This is a genomic window from Mycobacterium bulgaricum (assembly GCF_041287165.2).
GTDB lineage: Bacteria > Actinomycetota > Actinomycetes > Mycobacteriales > Mycobacteriaceae > Mycobacterium > Mycobacterium bulgaricum.
On the sequence record NZ_JBGGKV020000002.1, the window covers coordinates 227231 to 243347 of the forward strand.

General features: G+C 67.7%; 20 protein-coding genes and 1 riboswitch. Of the genes, 10 read left to right on the forward strand and 10 right to left on the reverse strand.

Features of this window, described 5'->3' with window-relative positions; genetic code table 11:
* Positions 1-23: 23 nt before the first annotated feature.
* Both trpS and ACAG24_RS07595 read right to left on the reverse strand, forming a co-directional pair.
* Positions 24-1046, reverse strand: coding sequence for a tryptophan--tRNA ligase (trpS, locus tag ACAG24_RS07590; protein WP_370472413.1), 1023 nt, complete (start codon positions 1044-1046; stop codon positions 24-26).
* A 34-nt stretch (positions 1047-1080) separates the two neighbouring features.
* A complete protein-coding gene (locus ACAG24_RS07595; protein WP_370472412.1) occupies positions 1081-1500 on the reverse strand; it encodes a MarR family winged helix-turn-helix transcriptional regulator in 420 nt (139 codons plus the stop codon).
* Between the two features lie 45 nt (positions 1501-1545).
* On the opposite strand from ACAG24_RS07595, the gene ACAG24_RS07600 reads away from it, so the two are divergent.
* The gene (locus tag ACAG24_RS07600; RefSeq protein WP_370472411.1) at positions 1546-2154 is read left to right on the forward strand and encodes a TIGR03086 family metal-binding protein; all 609 of its coding nucleotides are present in this window, start codon (positions 1546-1548) and stop codon (positions 2152-2154) included.
* Between the two features lie 88 nt (positions 2155-2242).
* Here the strand turns inward: ACAG24_RS07600 and ACAG24_RS07605 are convergent, their stop codons facing one another.
* Entirely contained in the window at positions 2243-3055 is an 813-nt protein-coding gene (locus tag ACAG24_RS07605) for an exodeoxyribonuclease III (protein ID WP_370472410.1), read from the reverse strand.
* 70 nt (positions 3056-3125) lie between these two features.
* Here ACAG24_RS07605 and ephH point away from each other — a divergent pair, with 70 nt between their 5' ends.
* The 5 genes from ephH (at position 3126) to ACAG24_RS07630 (ending at position 7717) form a co-directional block, all read left to right on the forward strand.
* Complete coding sequence (ephH, locus tag ACAG24_RS07610; protein WP_370472409.1) at positions 3126-3959, forward strand: epoxide hydrolase EphH; 834 nt, start codon at positions 3126-3128, stop codon at positions 3957-3959.
* A gap of 52 nt (positions 3960-4011) precedes the next feature.
* Positions 4012-4131, forward strand: a riboswitch (SAM riboswitch).
* Between the two features lie 42 nt (positions 4132-4173).
* The gene (locus tag ACAG24_RS07615; RefSeq protein ID WP_370472408.1) at positions 4174-5514 is read left to right on the forward strand and encodes a bifunctional o-acetylhomoserine/o-acetylserine sulfhydrylase; all 1341 of its coding nucleotides are present in this window, start codon (positions 4174-4176) and stop codon (positions 5512-5514) included.
* Between the two features lie 11 nt (positions 5515-5525).
* Positions 5526-6653, forward strand: coding sequence for a homoserine O-acetyltransferase MetX (gene metX / locus ACAG24_RS07620; protein WP_445206177.1), 1128 nt, complete (start codon positions 5526-5528; stop codon positions 6651-6653).
* Positions 6650-7381: a class I SAM-dependent methyltransferase gene (locus ACAG24_RS07625; protein WP_370472407.1), complete on the forward strand. Its 732-nt coding sequence runs from the start codon at positions 6650-6652 to the stop codon at positions 7379-7381. Before metX ends, ACAG24_RS07625 begins: the two co-directional genes overlap by 4 nt.
* Positions 7382-7429: 48 nt before the next feature.
* Complete coding sequence (locus ACAG24_RS07630) at positions 7430-7717, forward strand: YiaA/YiaB family inner membrane protein (RefSeq protein WP_370472406.1); 288 nt, start codon at positions 7430-7432, stop codon at positions 7715-7717.
* Here the strand turns inward: ACAG24_RS07630 and ACAG24_RS07635 are convergent.
* Both ACAG24_RS07635 and ACAG24_RS07640 read right to left on the reverse strand, forming a co-directional pair.
* The gene (locus ACAG24_RS07635; protein ID WP_370472405.1) at positions 7714-8001 is read right to left on the reverse strand and encodes a DUF3017 domain-containing protein; all 288 of its coding nucleotides are present in this window, start codon (positions 7999-8001) and stop codon (positions 7714-7716) included. The two genes, ACAG24_RS07630 and ACAG24_RS07635, sit on opposite strands and share 4 nt — an antisense overlap.
* Positions 7998-8852, reverse strand: a complete 855-nt coding sequence (locus tag ACAG24_RS07640; RefSeq protein WP_370472404.1) for a bifunctional methylenetetrahydrofolate dehydrogenase/methenyltetrahydrofolate cyclohydrolase — start codon at positions 8850-8852, stop codon at positions 7998-8000. The genes ACAG24_RS07635 and ACAG24_RS07640 overlap by 4 nt, the downstream gene beginning before the upstream one ends.
* A 27-nt stretch (positions 8853-8879) precedes the next feature.
* Here ACAG24_RS07640 and ACAG24_RS07645 point away from each other — a divergent pair, with 27 nt between their 5' ends.
* Positions 8880-10085 carry an NADH:flavin oxidoreductase gene (locus ACAG24_RS07645; RefSeq protein WP_370472403.1) on the forward strand — a complete coding sequence of 402 codons (1206 nt, stop codon included), beginning with the start codon at positions 8880-8882 and terminating at the stop codon, positions 10083-10085.
* Here the strand turns inward: ACAG24_RS07645 and ACAG24_RS07650 are convergent.
* Complete coding sequence (locus tag ACAG24_RS07650) at positions 10069-10632, reverse strand: TetR/AcrR family transcriptional regulator (RefSeq protein ID WP_370472402.1); 564 nt, start codon at positions 10630-10632, stop codon at positions 10069-10071. The two genes, ACAG24_RS07645 and ACAG24_RS07650, sit on opposite strands and share 17 nt — an antisense overlap.
* 48 nt (positions 10633-10680) lie before the next feature.
* Here ACAG24_RS07650 and ACAG24_RS07655 point away from each other — a divergent pair, with 48 nt between their 5' ends.
* Together ACAG24_RS07655 and ACAG24_RS07660 are read left to right on the forward strand one after the other, a co-directional pair.
* The gene (locus ACAG24_RS07655) at positions 10681-11076 is read left to right on the forward strand and encodes a nuclear transport factor 2 family protein (RefSeq protein ID WP_370472401.1); all 396 of its coding nucleotides are present in this window, start codon (positions 10681-10683) and stop codon (positions 11074-11076) included.
* Between the two features lie 54 nt (positions 11077-11130).
* A complete protein-coding gene (locus ACAG24_RS07660) occupies positions 11131-13734 on the forward strand; it encodes an FHA domain-containing protein (protein WP_370472400.1) in 2604 nt (867 codons plus the stop codon).
* Here the strand turns inward: ACAG24_RS07660 and ACAG24_RS07665 are convergent.
* Positions 13731-13964: a hypothetical protein gene (locus tag ACAG24_RS07665; protein WP_370472399.1), complete on the reverse strand. Its 234-nt coding sequence runs from the start codon at positions 13962-13964 to the stop codon at positions 13731-13733. The two genes, ACAG24_RS07660 and ACAG24_RS07665, sit on opposite strands and share 4 nt — an antisense overlap.
* A 102-nt stretch (positions 13965-14066) precedes the next feature.
* Here ACAG24_RS07665 and ACAG24_RS07670 point away from each other — a divergent pair, with 102 nt between their 5' ends.
* Positions 14067-14630: a TetR-like C-terminal domain-containing protein gene (locus tag ACAG24_RS07670; RefSeq protein WP_370472398.1), complete on the forward strand. Its 564-nt coding sequence runs from the start codon at positions 14067-14069 to the stop codon at positions 14628-14630.
* A gap of 3 nt (positions 14631-14633) precedes the next feature.
* On the opposite strand, the gene ACAG24_RS07675 is transcribed toward ACAG24_RS07670, so the two are convergent.
* Genes ACAG24_RS07675 through ACAG24_RS07685 form a run of 3 tightly spaced genes read right to left on the reverse strand, consistent with a single transcriptional unit; the run spans position 14634 to position 16117 of the window.
* Positions 14634-15185, reverse strand: coding sequence for a pentapeptide repeat-containing protein (locus ACAG24_RS07675; RefSeq protein ID WP_370472397.1), 552 nt, complete (start codon positions 15183-15185; stop codon positions 14634-14636).
* Positions 15186-15189: 4 nt separating this feature from the next.
* Positions 15190-15759 carry a GTP-binding protein gene (locus ACAG24_RS07680; protein WP_370472396.1) on the reverse strand — a complete coding sequence of 190 codons (570 nt, stop codon included), beginning with the start codon at positions 15757-15759 and terminating at the stop codon, positions 15190-15192.
* A complete protein-coding gene (locus ACAG24_RS07685) occupies positions 15740-16117 on the reverse strand; it encodes a DUF742 domain-containing protein (protein ID WP_370472395.1) in 378 nt (125 codons plus the stop codon). The genes ACAG24_RS07680 and ACAG24_RS07685 overlap by 20 nt, the downstream gene beginning before the upstream one ends.

Sequence of the window (16117 nt, forward strand, 5' to 3'; positions counted from 1 at the left end):
CCTGTGTGGCTATCCCTGTATGACTATTGAGCCGCTAGAAACCCTAGCCGCTCATATACCCGGCGCAGCGTTTCCCCAGACACCTCGCGGGCCCGCTGCGCTCCGTGCGCCAGCACGCCCTCGAGTTCTGCCGGGTCACTGAGCAACTCGTCGACCCTGGCCTTGATCGGCGTGACGAACTCGACGACGGCCTCTGCCGTCTCCTTTTTCAGGTCTCCGTATCCGCGACCGTCGTATCCGTCGACCAGCTTGTCGATCTCGGTGCCCGTGACCGCCGACTGAATGGTGAGCAGATTGGACACACCGGGCTTGGCGTCGCGGTCGAACCGGATCTCGCGCTCGCTGTCGGTGACGGCGGAGCGAATCTTCTTGGCGGTCTTGGCCGGATCATCGAGCAGGCTGATCAGGCCCGCGTCGGATTCCGCGGACTTGCTCATCTTCGCCGTGGGGTCCTGCAGGTCGTAGATCTTGGCGGTGGCTTTCGGGATCATCGCCTCGGGCACGACGAAGGTGTCCGGGAAACGTGCGTTGATGCGCTGCGCGACATCGCGGGCCAGCTCGAGATGCTGCCTCTGGTCCTCGCCGACGGGCACGAGCTCGGTGTCGTAGAGCAGAACGTCGGCAGCCATCAGCACCGGGTAGGTGAACAGCCCGACAGTGGTGGCCTCGGCGCCCTGCTTCTGCGACTTGTCCTTGAACTGCGTCATCCGCGACGCCTGCCCGAAACCGGTGAAACAACCCAACACCCAAGCCAATTCAGAGTGGCTGGGCACGTGGCTCTGCACGAAGACCGTCGCCCGTGACGGGTCGATGCCGAGTGCGAGGTACTGGGCAGCCGTGACGAGGGTGCGCTTACGCAGCGTTGCCGGGTCCTGCGGGACCGTGATCGCGTGCAGGTCGACGACGCAGAAGTAGGCGTCATAGCCGTCCTGCAGGCTCACCCACTGGCTGACCGCGCCCAGCGCATTGCCCAGATGCAGGGAGTCGGACGTCGGTTGTGCGCCCGAGAAGACGACGGGCCTGGCTGTGTCGCTGGCGGTGCTCATGGTGAGCGCCATCTTTCCACTCGCGTCCGATACGTCATCCCGGGGCCAGACGGCGCAGCGCCCGGAGAAACACCTTTCGCTCCTCGGGACTGAGCTCACCCAGCCACCGTTCCTCGCCGCGCTGGATTTCGGCCTGGATCGCATCCTTGACCGTGCGTCCCTGATCGGTGATCGCGAGCAGGCGAACCCGCCGGTCGTCGGGGTCTGGGTAGCGCTCGATGTAGCCGTCATCCTGCAGTTCGTCGAGCGTGCGAATGATGCGCGTCTTGTCGGCGTTGATGGCGTCGGCCAGGGCGGCCTGGGTGCGGAACGCGCCGCGGTCCAGCGTCGACAGCACCGCGTAACCCCACATCGAGACGCCATGCCTGGCGAGGATCGGTTCCTCGGCGGCGAGGAGCTCCCTCACCAGCGGCGCCAGCATCGCCGCCAGGTCGGCACGGGGTGAGGACGCCATCGTGGAAGCGTAAGCATTGCCTATTCATAGGCGTACGCTTATCATATGCGGATGCCTACGTTTTTAGCCCAGCATCGCGCCGCCGTCCATGCCTCGGTGGACGCCGTCGCCGCCGTCCGCCCCGAACACCTCACCCTCGCTACCCCGTGCGCCGAATGGAATCTGGCGGACCTCCTCGTCCACATGACCGCCCAGCATCACGGCTTCGCCGCGGCCGCGCGCGGGAACGGCGCCGACGTGAGCGCGTGGAGCGGAGCGCCGTTTCGCCAGGCCATCGCCACCGATCCCGCAGCCACCTACGCTGCCGCCGCTCGGGACGTCCTCGAGGCTTTCGCCGCCGACGGCATCGACGAAGCACCGTTTGCGCTGCCGGAGTTCGGGGTCGATGTCACCGTCCCCGGCGCGACCGCGATGGGATTCCATTTCGTCGACTACGTAGTGCACGGCTGGGACGTGGCGGCCGCACTCGGACAACCGTTCTCGCTACCGGCCGACGTCGTCGCCGCTGCACTGCCGGTGGCGATGAGCGTGCCCGACGGGGACCTGCGCGACGCCGACGACTCACCGTTCGCCCGCGCCGTTCCGGCCGACGACTCGGACGACGACTTCGCGCGTCTCTTACGCCACCTCGGCAGGAATCCCGAATACCGCTGAGGGCTGCGATCGATGCCGCGTGAGCGCGCGCACAGTGCCGAAAACGACGGCGCGCCGGCGAGCAGACACGCACGCTCGCGGTGCGGGGTCAGCCGTAGTGGACCGTGACGGGGCAGTGGTCGGACCAGCGCAGCGCATAGGCCGCCGGCCGTTCGGTGGTCACCGACACGACGCGATCCGCCAACGCAGGAGTGGCCAGGTGGTAGTCGATGCGCCAGCCCGCGTCGTTGTCGAACGCCTTGCCGCGCCATGACCACCATGCGTACGGACCCGGGACGCCGGGATGCGCCGCCCGCACCACGTCCACCCAACCGGTGCCGAGCAGGTCGGTGAGCCACTGCCGCTCCTGCGGCAGGAAGCCGGCCTTCTTGAGGTTGCCCTTCCAGTTCTTGATGTCGTTCTCGGTGTGGGCGATGTTCCAGTCGCCGCACAGCACCGCGTCGTGTCCAGATGCCAGCAAGACGGCCATCCGCGCCGCCACCGCGGCCATGAACCGCTCCTTCTCGAGCTGACGCTCGGTCTCGGCCTCACCGGTCGGGAAGTACACGCTACCCACCGTCACCCCGGCCGTGTCGGCCTCGACATAACGCCCGTGTGGGGCGAATTCCTCTGCACCACAGCCGATTCGGATGTCGTCGATCGGATGGCGGGAGAGCACCGCGACGCCGTTGCGGCCCTTGACCGACGGTTCGGCCGAGGCCAGATGCCAACCGTCGGCGAGCACCGGCGAAAGAGCCTCTGCCAGTTGGTCGTTGTCGGCACGGGTCTCCTGCAGGCACACGACGTCGGCCGCCGTCTCCTTGAACCAGGGCAACATCCCGAGGTTCTCCGCCGAACGCTCCCTGACCGCGGCACGGATGCCGTTGACGTTGATCGTGCTGACCGTTACGGGACGCGTCACGTCCGCAGACCCTAACCGAACCGCACCACTGGTTCTTGCGGTACCAGCGGTATCACCTTATGGTCGCCCCATGGCACCACGAGAGCCGATCCACGTAGGGGCGGGCGAACCGATTCTCCTGCTACACCCGTTCCTCTGCTCCCAGAACGTCTGGCGCACGGTAGCCGAACAGCTCGCCGAGACCGGCCGCTTCGAGGTGTACGCACCGACGATGGTCGGCCACCACGGCGGCGCGAAGTCCCCGACCTGGCTGCTCGACACGGCGGTCCTGGTCGACGACATCGAGCGGCGCCTCGACCAGCTGGGGTGGGAAACCGCCCACATCGTCGGGAACTCACTGGGTGGCTGGGTCGGCTTCGAGCTGGAGCGCCGCGGCCGTGCCCGCACCCTGACCGGGATCGCCCCGGCCGGCGGCTGGTCACAACACTCGGCGACCAAGTACGAGACCGTGCTGAAGTTCATCGCCGGCGGCCCCGCGCTGATCGCCGCCCGCTTGCTGGGCCCCAGGATCCTCAAGGTGCCCGGCGCGCGCAGGCTCGCGACCCTTCCGGTCAGCGGACCGGCCGACGGACCCTCTGAGGCCGACCTGCTGTTGCTGATGGAGGACGCCACCCACTGCAGCGCCTACCTACAACTGCTGGTCAAGACCCTGCGGCTGCCCGGCCTGCTCGAGCTGGCCAGCCTCGGCGCACCTACCCAGCTGGTGCTCTGCGAGAAGGACCGGGTGTTCCCGACGCCCCGCGGCAACCGCTACTTCCTCGACAACCTTCCGAAGGACACCCGCGTCGTGCGGCTCGACGGGGTCGGACACATCCCGATGCTGGAAGCGCCCGGCATCGTCACCGAGCTGATCGCCGGCTTCGTCGACGAGCACACCACCCCGGACTCCAAAGCCATCAGCTGAGGCAACGCCACCTAGTGGCACGCTCCGCGCTGCGTGCGCTACAGTTCGTCTCGGTCATGAGTGCCAGCGAAAAGCCCCGGCTTGCTGGCCGGCAACCCTCCAACCGCGGTGGGGTGCCCCGGGAGACGACCAGGTTGAGTAGCCGATCCCGGCTATAAGGCAAGCGCGGGTCCGCCGTGAAACGGGCCCCCCGGTTTCATGGAGGAGCACGTCGATGACCGAACCCGATCCCACTCAGCATTGGGCGTTCGAGACCAAGCAGGTACACGCGGGGCAGACCCCCGACATCGCGACCAACGCGCGGGCCCTGCCGATCTACCAGACCACGAGCTACACCTTCAACAGCACCGAGCACGCCGCGGCGCTGTTCGGGCTCGCCGAGCCCGGCAACATCTACACCCGCATCATGAATCCGACGCAGGACACCGTCGAGCAGCGCATTGCCGCGCTGGAAGGCGGAGTCGCAGCACTGTTCCTGGCGTCCGGTCAGGCTGCCGAGACGTTCGCGATCCTCAACATCGCCAACAACGGCGACCGCATCGTCTCCAGCCCGCGGCTCTACGGCGGCACCTACAACCTGTTCCACTACACGCTGCCGAAGCTGGGCATCGAGGTCACGTTCGTGGAGAACCCCGACGACCTGGAGTCCTGGCGGGCCGCAGCACAGCCGAACACGAAGGCCTTCTTCGCCGAGACGATCTCCAATCCTCAGATCGATGTGCTGGACATTCCCGGGGTTTCCGGTGTGGCCCACGAGGTCGGCGTCCCGCTGATCGTCGACAACACGATCGCGACGCCGTACCTGATCCAACCGCTGAGCCACGGCGCCGACATCGTCGTGCACTCGGCGACGAAGTATCTGGGTGGGCACGGTTCGGCGATCGCCGGCGTGATCGTCGACGGCGGCACGTTCGACTGGACGGCCGGTGGCCGCTTCCCCGGTTTCACCGAACCCGATCCGAGCTATCACGGCGTCGTGTTCGCCGAACTCGGCCCGCCCGCATACGCTTTGAAGGCGCGCGTGCAACTCCTGCGCGATCTGGGCTCGGCCGCGTCCCCGTTCAACGCCTTCCTCATCGCGCAGGGTCTGGAGACTTTGAGCCTGCGCATCGAGCGGCACGTGGCGAACGCGCAGAGAGTCGCCGAGTTCCTGGAGGCACACCCCGACGTGACGTCGGTGAACTACGCCGGTCTGCCGTCGTCGCCGTGGCATGAGCTCGGGAAGAAGCTGGCGCCCAAGGGAACCGGAGCCGTGCTGGCCTTCGAGCTGGCCGGCGGCATCGAGGCGGGCAAGGCGTTCGTGAACGCGTTGACGCTTCACAGCCATGTCGCCAACATCGGCGATGTGCGGTCGCTGGTGATCCATCCGGCGTCGACGACCCACCAGCAGCTGACCCCCGAGGAGCAGCTCGCCACCGGCGTCACGCCGGGCCTGGTGCGCCTTGCGGTGGGCATCGAAGGCATCGACGACATCCTCGCCGACCTCGAGCAGGGTTTCGCGGCCGCCAAGCCGTTCGCCGCGAAGACGGACCCGCACACGGTCGCGTCGTTCTAGGGAATGCGGCCGTGACGATAGTGGATACGACAACAGATTTGGTGACGCTTCCGCCGGAAGGCGAAATCGGCATCGTCGAAATCGGCAACCTGACGCTGGAGAACGGCGAGGTCATCGAGGACGCCTTCATCGCCGTCCAGCGGTGGGGTGAGCTGTCAGCCGACCGCGACAACGTCGTCGTCGTGCTGCACGCGCTGACCGGAGATTCGCACATCACCGGCCCTGCCGGACCGGATCATCCGACGCCGGGCTGGTGGGATGGCGTCGCGGGCCCCGGGGCACCGATCGACACCGACAAGTGGTGCGCGATCTCGACCAACGTCCTGGGTGGCTGCCGCGGGTCGATCGGTCCCAGCTCCGTCGCACCCGACGGGAAGGCATGGGGCTCAAGGTTTCCGGTGATATCCATCCGCGATCAGGTAGCCGCCGACGTGGCCGCGCTTGAGCGTTTCGGCATCACCGAGGTCGCCGCGGTGATCGGCGGATCGATGGGCGGTGCGCGTGCGCTGGAGTGGGCCGTCGGCTATCCCGAAAGTGTCCGCGCGGCACTGGTGCTGGCGGTCGGCGCACGCGCAACGGCCGACCAGATCGGTACGCAGAGCACACAGGTGGCGGCCATCACGTCGGACCCGAACTGGCAGGGCGGTGACTACCACGACACCGGACGGTCCCCCGATGCCGGCCTCGAGATCGCCCGCCGATTCGCACATCTGACGTATCGCGGGGAGACCGAACTCGACGAGCGCTTCGGCAACGACGCCCAGCCCGGGGAGGATCCGGGGTGCGGTGGGCGCTACTGCGTGCAGAGCTATCTGGAGTACCAGGGCCGAAAGCTGTTGGCGCGCTTCGACGCGGGCACCTACGTCACTCTCACCGACGCCCTGTCGAGTCACGACGTGGGACGCGACCGGGGCGGGGTCGACGCGGCGCTGCGCGGCTGCCCGGTACCGACCGTCGTCGGCGGCATCACCTCGGATCGGTTGTACCCGTTGCGGTTGCAGGCCGAGATCGCCGAGCTGCTGCCGGGTTGCGACGGGCTCGACGTGGTCGATTCGATCTACGGACACGACGGATTCCTCGTGGAGACCGAGGCCGTCTACGCGTTGATCCGGCGGACGCTGGAGCTGGCATCGCGGTGAGTCGCCCACCTGACCCCCGCCCGCTGTCGTTCGGTGCGGAGGCGGCGGCCTATGAGCGGGGCCGTCCGTCCTACCCGCCGGAGGCAATCGACTGGCTGCTGCCCGACGGGGCCCGAGACGTACTCGACCTCGGTGCCGGCACCGGCAAGCTGACCACGCGACTCGTCGAGCGCGGCCTCAATGTCTTTGCGGTGGATCCGATCCCGGAGATGCTCGACCTGCTGACGTCGTCGCTGCCGCAGACCCCTGCGCTGCTGGGCACCGCCGAGGAGATCCCGCTGCCCGACGACAGCGTCGACGCGGTGCTGGTCGCCCAGGCTTGGCACTGGTTCGACGAGGAACGGGCAGTCAAGGAGATCGCGCGCGTGCTCCGTCCCGGCGGGCGTCTCGGCCTGGTGTGGAACAACAGGGACGAACGGCTCGGCTGGGTCAAGGATCTCGGCAAGGTGATCGGCCACGAGGTCGACCCGTTCAGCCAGATGGTCGAGTTCACCGCGCCGTTCGCGGAATCGCAGCGCCACCTCGTCGAGTGGACGAGCTACCTGACACCGCAGGCGCTCATCGACCTGGTGGCCTCGCGCAGCTACTGCATCACCTCGCCCGAGCAGGTGCGCACCCGCACCTTGGACCGGGTGCGCGATCTGCTCGCCACCCATCCGGCGCTGGCCAACAGCAGCGGGTTGGCGCTGCCCTACGTCACGGTGTGCATCCGCGCGACGCTCACCTGAGCGACTTTGAGTAGAACTACCCTCCGGTCGCGGGGCCAGACTTTGAACATGAACGCAATCAACGGGATTTCGAAAAGCACCTCGGCCTTCTTCGTCCAGGCAGCCATCTCGTTCGGCGTGAGCTTCGTGGGCGCCGTCGGCGGCATCCTGTTCCTGCCCCTGGACCCCTGGCAGCGGCTGTTCCTCGCGATGACGGTGCTGTTCCTCGTCGCCAGCTCATTCACGCTGGCGAAGGTGATCCGAGATCAGCAGGAGGCCGCGAGCATCCGCGTCCGCCTCGACGAGGCCCGCATGGACAAGCTCATCTCCGAGCACAATCCGTTCACGACCGGCTAGCTGGTGCCGAGCGGGTCGATCGTCCAGGCGATGTAGAGCATCGCGGCGCTGACCGATGCGGTGGTGACGATGTCGACCGTGCGCGAACGCACTGCGAGCAGACCCACACGGTCTTCGGGCAGTGTGAGGCGCAGCGCTGCGGCCGCCGCGACCCCGATCGCCATCACGAGGGCGCCACGGCGCCAGTAGCCGGCCGCGACCAGGGCAAACGCGGCGATCAGGAACAGGGCGACCACCAGGATGGGCCACTGAGCCGCGAGGACCTTGCGCGCGAAGTCCCTCACCGGGCGGCTTTTTCGGCCCGTTCCACAACGTTGGTCAGCAGGAAGGCCCGGGTCAGCGGGCCGACGCCACCCGGGTTCGGCGACACGTGACCCGCCACGTCCCACACGCCGGGGTGGACGTCGCCGACGAGCTTGCCCGCGTCGTCGCGGCTCACCCCGACGTCGACGACGGCGGCGCCGGGACGCACCATCTCGGCGGTCACCATGTGGGGCACCCCCGCCGCGGCGATGATGATGTCGGCCTCCCTGGCGATCTCGGGCAGGTGCCGGGTTGCGGTGTGGCACAACGTGACCGTCGCGTTCTCCGAACGACGGGTCAGCAGCAGGCCGAGCGGCCGGCCGACGGTGACGCCACGGCCGATCACGACGACGTGCGCCCCGGCGATCTCCACCTCGTAGCGGCGCAAGAGATGCACGATGCCGCGCGGCGTACAGGGCAGCGGCGTGGGCTCGTTGAGCACCAGCCTGCCCAGGTTGGTCGGGTGCAGGCCGTCGGCGTCCTTCGACGGGTCGATGCGCTCCAGCGCGGCGTTCTCGTTCAGGTGCTTGGGCAGCGGCAGCTGCACGATGTACCCAGTGCACTCCGGGTTGGCGTTGAGCTCGTCGATGGTCTCTTCGAGCGTGGCCTGGCTGATGTCGGCCGGCAGATCCCGGCGGATCGAGTTGATGCCGACCTTGGCGCAGTCGGCGTGCTTGCCCCGCACATAGGCCTGCGACCCGGGATCGTCTCCCACCAGCACGGTGCCCAGCCCCGGCGTCTTCCCCGCGGCGGTCAGCGCCGCCACACGCTGCTTGAGGTCGACGAAAATCTCGTCGCGCGTGGCCTTGCCGTCCAAAGTGATCGCACCCACGGCGATCATTGTGACAGGCTCGACGACATGACAGTCCGCCGTGATGTGTTCACCCAGGCCAAACTCGGCCCGGTTACGCTGCGTAACCGCATCATCAAAGCCGCCACGTTCGAGGCGTCGACACCGAACGCGCTGGTCACCGATGACCTGATCACCTATCACCGGCTGCCGGCGGCGGGCGGCGTCGGCATGACGACGGTCGCCTACCTCGCCGTGTCGCCGGGCGGCCGGACCGAGGGCAAGCAGATCTATTGGCGGCCGGAGGCAATGCCGGGCCTGCGCAGGCTCACCGACGCGATCCACGCCGAGGGCGCCGCGGTCTCCGCGCAGATCGGCCATGCGGGGCCGGTGGCCAATGCGAAATCGAACAAGGCGAAGGCCTACGCACCGGTGCGGTTCTTCAATCCGCTGTCGATGCGTTTCGCCAGGCATGCCACCCGTGACGACATCGACGACATCGTCGAAGCCCACGCCAACGCCGCGCGAATGGCCATCGAAGCCGGTTTCGACGCCGTCGAGGTACACCTGGGGCACAACTACTTCGCGAGCTCGTTCCTGTCCCCGTTGATCAACCGGCGCACCGACGAATTCGGCGGGTCGCTGGAGAATCGCGCGAAGGTGGCACGCGGGACAGTGCTCGCGGTGCGGCGCGCGGTCGAGAAGGCGGGCACGCCGATCGCGGTCACGGCGAAGCTGAACATGTCCGACGGGGTGCGCGGCGGGATCTCGACCGAGGAGTCGCTGCAGACCGCCAAGTGGCTGGAGGAAGACGGCGGCCTCGACGCGATCGAGCTCACCGCGGGCAGCTCGCTGGTCAATCCGATGTACCTGTTCCGCGGCGATGCGCCGGTCAAGCAGTTCGCAGGCGCGTTCAAGCCGCCGTTGCGGTGGGGCATCCGGATGACGGGCAAGAAGTTCCTGCGGGAGTATCCGTACCGCGAGGCGTACCTGCTGCGCGACGCCAAGCTCTTCCGCGCCGAACTGACGATGCCGCTGATCCTGCTCGGTGGCATCACCAACCGCGAGACCATGGACCTCGCCATGGACGAAGGCTTCGACTTCGTCGCGATGGGTCGTGCGCTGCTCGCCGAGCCGGACCTGGTCAAGCGCATTCAGGCCGACGGCGCCCAGCGTTCGATCTGCAATCACTGCAACCAGTGCATGGCGACGATCTACAGCCACACCCACTGCGTGGTGACGGGCTCGCCGGCCCCGGTCAGCCAGCGGGTATGAGCGCGCGGGCGCACGTCGCGACGATCTCGTCCGCGCTCGCCGGAATGGCCTGACGCGCACGTAGGTGGCGCCGCACGATCGCTGCGGGAACGTCCATGATCGCGGCACTCACGCGGCCTCCCTCGTCGGGAAGCTCGGCGAGGACCTTGCGCAGCTTGCGCTGCAAGCGTTTCCGCCGACCAGCCAGTGTTTCGGGCCACTCACCCATGCCCAGATCGTTCGGGCCTGCGAGCAGGACCTGGGCTTCGACGGGATGCTCGCGGCACCACTGGACGATGCGCAGTGCGCCGGCCACGCACCGTTGCTGAGGGTCGTCGTCGACGGCGAGCGCTTCGAGCAGCCCCTCCTGGAAGCGCTCTTCGGTGCGGACCCACAGTTCGCCGCACAACGCCGCTCGGGTCGGGAATCGGTGGTAGACGGATCCGCTCGGCGCACCCGTGCTGCGGGCGACGGCCGACATCGTCACTGCCGCAGGCCCTTCGGCGGCGAGGAGTTCCGCGGCTGCGTCGAGAAGGCTGTCGACGGTGTATCTGGCGGGCCGCGGCATTGCTCCACCCTAAAATAGAGGTTAATCTCTAAAAAGAGAGGAGAAGCCGTGGACACTGCTCACATCGTCGCGCAGCGCTTCTACCGTGCGCTGTCCGACGGCGATGGGAACGCGTTATTCGCCTTGCTCACAGAGGATTTCGAGGGGGTGGTCAGCGCAGGTATGCCGCACGGCGTAGGTGGCGAACATCATGGGCGTGTCGCGATGATCACCGACGTGTGGGGACGCATCGATGCGGCATACGACATCGAGGTGGTGCCGCGCGAATATCTGACGACGTCGGGGCGGCACCAGGTCGTCGTCCTCGGCACCTATCGCGGACGGGCGCGTGCAACAGCCGAGCGCGTCGACGCCGCCTTCGCACATGTCATCACTGTGAAGAACGGCCAGATAACAGCGCTGCAACAGATCACCGACACCGCAAGGTGGCACATCCCCGCATAGGCCCATACCGATACAGTTGGTCGCGATGTCTACTGTCGCCGCCGGAGCGGCTCTGTGAGCCGACCAGCATCCTCTGCGCTGACCGTTCGGTACGACGGATCCACACGCACCTTCGCCGCGGGCAACGACGTCGTCGTCGGCCGAGACCTGCGGGCCGACGTCCGGATCGCCCACCCTCTGATCTCCCGTGCCCACCTGGTTCTGCGGTTTGACCAGGGCCGGTGGGTCGCCATCGACAACGGCAGCCTCAACGGCATGTTCGTCAACGGCAGGCGCGTTCCGGCCGCCGACATCGCCGACGGCGGCCAGATCCACGTCGGCAATCCCGACGGCCCGCTGCTGACGTTCGAAGTGGGCAGGCATCTTGGGTCGGCAGGCACCCCGCCGCCGACGGCCGCTGTGCCGGTCGCCTCACCGGCACGGCCGAGCACCACGTGGCCGTCCCATCAACCGCCGCCGACGGGACGTCCACCGGCATACCGGCCGCCGACGCAGGGCACGTATCCGCCCAGCCAGCCGCACCACGTACCGCCCCCGCCGCCGCGAAGCCAACCCCATCCGGTGGCGCATTCCGCTCCGGTCCAGCAACCCATCTCCGCACCCGCGATGGATCCGGTGACCGTGATGGGACCCGCCGCGGCGCCGCGGTCCGGCGGCGACGGCAACCTCGCGACCAGCATGCTGAAGATCCTGCGGCCCGGCAGCCCGCCGAAGGCGCCGCCGGGATCGGTCAAGATCGGCCGCTCGAGCGACAACGACATCGTCATCCCCGACGTGCTGGCCTCACGCCACCACGCGACGTTGGTGCCGGTCCCCGGCGGCGCCGAGATCCGCGACAACCGCAGCATCAACGGCACCTTCGTCAACGGCGCCCGCGTCGACAGCGCCCGGCTCAACGAAGGTGACACGGTCACCATCGGCAACGTCGACCTGCTGTTCCGCGACGGCACCCTGGTCCGCCGCACCGAGACGGCGGCGGCCACCGCCACCGGCGGTCTCGAGGTCCACGGTGTCACCTGGACGATCGAGAACAACAAAACGCTGCTCGACAACATCTCGATCTCCGCGCGACCCGGCACGCTGACGGCGGTGATCGGCCCGTCAGGTGCGGGTAAGTCGACTTTCGCGCGACTGGTCGCGGGTTACACCAGCCCCACCACGGGACAGGTGTCGTTCGAGGGCCACGACGTGCACGCCGAATACGCCTCGCTGCGCTCCCGAATCGGCATGGTGCCGCAGGACGACGTCGTGCACGGCCAGCTCACCGTTCGCCAGGCGCTGATGTACGCCGCGGAGCTGCGGCTGCCACCCGACACCACCAAGGCCGACCGCGAGCAGGTGGTCAGCGAGGTGCTCGAAGAGCTCGAGATGACTAAGCATCTCGACACCCGTGTCGACAAGCTGTCAGGCGGCCAGCGCAAGCGCGCATCCGTCGCGCTCGAGCTGCTCACCGGACCGTCGCTGCTGATCCTCGACGAGCCGACCTCGGGTCTGGACCCGGCGTTGGACCGCCAGGTCATGACGATGCTGCGCCAGCTGGCCGACGCAGGCCGCGTCGTGCTCGTCGTCACCCATTCGCTGACTTACCTCGACGTCTGCGATCAGGTACTCCTGCTCGCCCCCGGCGGCAAGACCGCCTTCTACGGACCGCCCAGCCAGATCGGCCCGTCCATGGGCACGACCAACTGGGCCGACATCTTCAGCTCCGTCGCCGGCGATCCCGACGCCGCGGCCCAGCGCTACCTCGCCCAGCACGGGCCACCGCCACCCCAGCCACCGGCGCTCACACCATCGGAACTGGGCAACCCGACGCGCACGAGCCTGCGGCGCCAGCTCTCGACGATCGCGCGCCGCCAGATCCGGCTGGTCGTGTCCGACCGCGGCTACTTCCTGTTCCTGATGCTGCTGCCGTTCATCATGGGCGTGTTGTCGCTGTCGGTGCCCGGGGACGTCGGGTTCGGCGTCCCGAAGACCGCGCTGGAGGGCGGCGAAGCGCCCAACGAACCGGGGCAGATCCTGGTGATGCTCAACGTCGGCGCGATCTTCATGGGCACCGCGCTGACAATCCGCGCCCTGATCGGTGAACGGGCCATCTTCAAACGCGAGCAGGCGGTCGGGCTGTCCACGTCGGCCTACCTGATGGCCAAAGTCGTCGTGTTCACGGCGTTCGCGATCATCCAGGCTGCGATCGTCACGTCGATTGCGATCATCGGAAAGGGTTGGGGGCCAGGCGCGGTCGACAGCGGTGCCGTGATCGGTAACCGCAGCATCGAGCTGTTCACCGACATCGCGGTGACCTGTGTCGCGGCGGCGATGGTCGGCCTCGCCCTGTCGGCGTTGGCCAAGTCCGCGGAGCAGATCATGCCGCTGCTCGTGGTCGCGATCATGTCCCAGCTGGTGTTCTCCGGCGGCATGATCCCGGTCACCGATCGCATCGTCCTGGATCAGATGTCGTGGTTCACCCCGGCGCGTTGGGGATTCGCAGCGTCGGCGTCGACCGTCGACCTCATCCGGCTGGTGCCCGGTCCACTGACGCCGCAGGACCGCCATTGGGAGCACACGTCGGGCGCCTGGCTGTTCGACATGGGCATGCTCGTCGCGATCAGCGTCGGCTACCTCGCGCTGGTGCGGTGGCGGATCCGCCTCAAAGCCTCTTAGGGCTTGTCGTACACCGACGCGTCGACGGGCAGGCCGGCACCGTCCATCGACGCGAAACCCGGCGGGGTCTCGACGCGCGGCCGGGCGATCATCACCCAGTCCATGATTCCGGTGCGAGCGATCTGTTCAGGTCCCGCCGTCCGGGCGAGGCCCACCACCTCGTCGTAGTGCGCCAGAGTCCACTTCGACCCCTGCTCGGCTGCCACGGTCGCCCGGGACCTGGCGCTCACCCTAGTACGTCGCTGTGAATCTGCTGTGTCCACGAAAATGCTTGAAAAGCAGAGCAAATCGCGTCGATCTCCGTAGGCTTCCCCTGGGGTGAGGGGGATGGTGTGTCGGACACTGAGGCCGTACAGCGCGCGGCGGTACTCGAGGCTGCCCTCGCCGAGGTGCAGCAGTGGGGCGTAGACCGATTTCGGCTCGAAGGCGTAGCACACCGTGCCCGGCTCGATCCCGACTACGTTCGCCAAACGTGGGCCACCGAGCAGGAACTCATCGCCGAGGCGTTGCTGAGCTACAGCCAGACGATGATCGAACTGCCCGATACCGGTTCACTGCACAGCGACCTGACCGAGCTCGCACTGGCCCTCGCGGGCTACCTCAACGAGCCGGTCGGACGCAGAATCTCCCGCATGCTGGTCATCGACAGCAAGTCCGAGGCCGTGGACCCCAACACCCGGGGCCACTTCTGGACGATCAGGCGGGAAAGGGTCGAAGGCATCTTCCGCCGCGCCGCCGAACGAGGCGAGCTACGCAGTGACGTCAAACCGATTGTTGCGCTGCAACTGCTGACGTCGCCGCTGCACGCCTTCGCCCTCTATTCGAACGATCCCATCGGGCAGGATTACTGCCGCACGATCGCGACGCTGGTGACCCGGGCGATCAGCGAGGCCTAGCCGTCAGCCCCCGATGTCGAGGCCGTGCGCCGCGGCGAACGCGATCGCCTGCTCGATGTCCACCTTGGCGCCACGCAGTTTCGCTGTGGTCCAGAACGTCGGGTCGACGCGGGCGCCGCGCAGGTCCGCCTGTTCCAGCCGGGTGCCCTGAACGCGGGCGCCCGTCAGGTCGGCGCGCGCCAGCGTGGCTTCGCGCAGATCGGTTCCCACCAGGCTGGCTTCGCGCAGCCTGCAGTCGGACAGATCAGCCTTGCGCAAATCGACGCCTGCGAGCACGGCGAGCGTGAAGTCGGACTCCACGACCGTCAGCGGCCGCAGACGGCATTCGGTGAACGTCGAGCCCAGGAAGCTGCAGTGCCGGAATACGCTGTGCCACAACGAGGTACGCCGGAATGTGCAGTTGCGGAAAGCCGATCCGGTGTGTTCGGAATCCGACAGGTCCGTGCCGGAGAAGTCGCATTCGGTGAAGATGACCCGCTCCGTGCGCAGCCGGCTGAAATCTTCGTCCCGGAAACTCTGCCCCTCGAATTCGCGGTCGGCTTCGTGCGCTTCCACGGGCTCAGCCGGTGGGCGCCAGCCGGCTCAACGCGTACTCGGCGACGGCGATCAATGCCGCCTTGGCCGATTCGCGGGAGCGAGCGTCGACGGAGATCACCGGGATGTGTTCGGCGAGCGCAAGGGCCTCACGCACCGCGGACAACGTATGGCGGGGTGCGCCCTCGAACTCGTTGACAGCAACGAGGAACGGCAGCTTGCGCGCCTCGAAGAAATCCACCGCCGCGAAGCTGTCCTCAAGGCGGCGGACGTCGACCAGGATGATGGCGCCGATCGCACCCCGCACAAGGTCGTCCCACATGAACCAGAATCTGCGCTGCCCCGGCGTGCCGAACAGATACAGCACCAGGTCGTCGCCGAGGCTGATACGTCCGAAGTCCATCGCAACCGTCGTCGTCGACTTGTCCGGTGTCGCGTCGAGACCGTCGAACCCCTCCGACGCGTTGGTCACCAACGCCTCGGTACGCAACGGGACGATCTCGGAGACAGCCCCGACGAACGTCGTCTTCCCGGCGCCGAATCCGCCAGAGACGACGATCTTCGTCGACGCCGCTCTAGATTGCCCTGAGGCCACGCAGTGTCCTTCCGATCAGTTCTCGTCGTTCGTCGGCCGTCGCGGCCTCACCCAGGGTGGCATGTACCCGCAGATAACCCTGCACCACCAGATCCCCGACCAGCACCCGCGCCACGCCGAGTGGCAGTGAGAGATGCGCGGCGATTTCGGCGACGGACGGGCGCTCTGCGCACAGCGCCAGGATCTGCGCCCGGACGTCGTTGCCCGGCCAGTGGGCGGGCCGGGCCGGGGTCACGATCCCGACCGGTGCCTCCGGCGGAAGCGGCACGCCGGAATGGGTGCGGCCCGCCGTCAACGTGTACGGGCGTACCAGGTTGGGCGCTGCGTGCGCCTCCTCCGGTCTGTCGTGCACACCCAT

What these genes read in the sequence shown, in the direction of transcription:
- trpS (WP_370472413.1), bottom strand. Translation starts at nt 1,046, where the DNA reads ATGAGCACCGCCAGCGACACAGCCAGGCCCGTCGTCTTCTCGGGCGCA.
- ACAG24_RS07615 (WP_370472408.1), top strand. Translation starts at nt 4,174, where the DNA reads ATGACCGAACCCGATCCCACTCAGCATTGGGCGTTCGAGACCAAGCAG.
- ACAG24_RS07650 (WP_370472402.1), bottom strand. Translation starts at nt 10,632, where the DNA reads ATGCCGCGGCCCGCCAGATACACCGTCGACAGCCTTCTCGACGCAGCC.
- ACAG24_RS07685 (WP_370472395.1), bottom strand. Translation starts at nt 16,117, where the DNA reads ATGGGTGTGCACGACAGACCGGAGGAGGCGCACGCAGCGCCCAACCTG.
- ACAG24_RS07595 (WP_370472412.1), bottom strand. Translation starts at nt 1,500, where the DNA reads ATGGCGTCCTCACCCCGTGCCGACCTGGCGGCGATGCTGGCGCCGCTG.
- ACAG24_RS07630 (WP_370472406.1), top strand. Translation starts at nt 7,430, where the DNA reads ATGAACGCAATCAACGGGATTTCGAAAAGCACCTCGGCCTTCTTCGTC.
- ephH (WP_370472409.1), top strand. Translation starts at nt 3,126, where the DNA reads ATGGCACCACGAGAGCCGATCCACGTAGGGGCGGGCGAACCGATTCTC.
- ACAG24_RS07645 (WP_370472403.1), top strand. Translation starts at nt 8,880, where the DNA reads ATGACAGTCCGCCGTGATGTGTTCACCCAGGCCAAACTCGGCCCGGTT.
- ACAG24_RS07600 (WP_370472411.1), top strand. Translation starts at nt 1,546, where the DNA reads ATGCGGATGCCTACGTTTTTAGCCCAGCATCGCGCCGCCGTCCATGCC.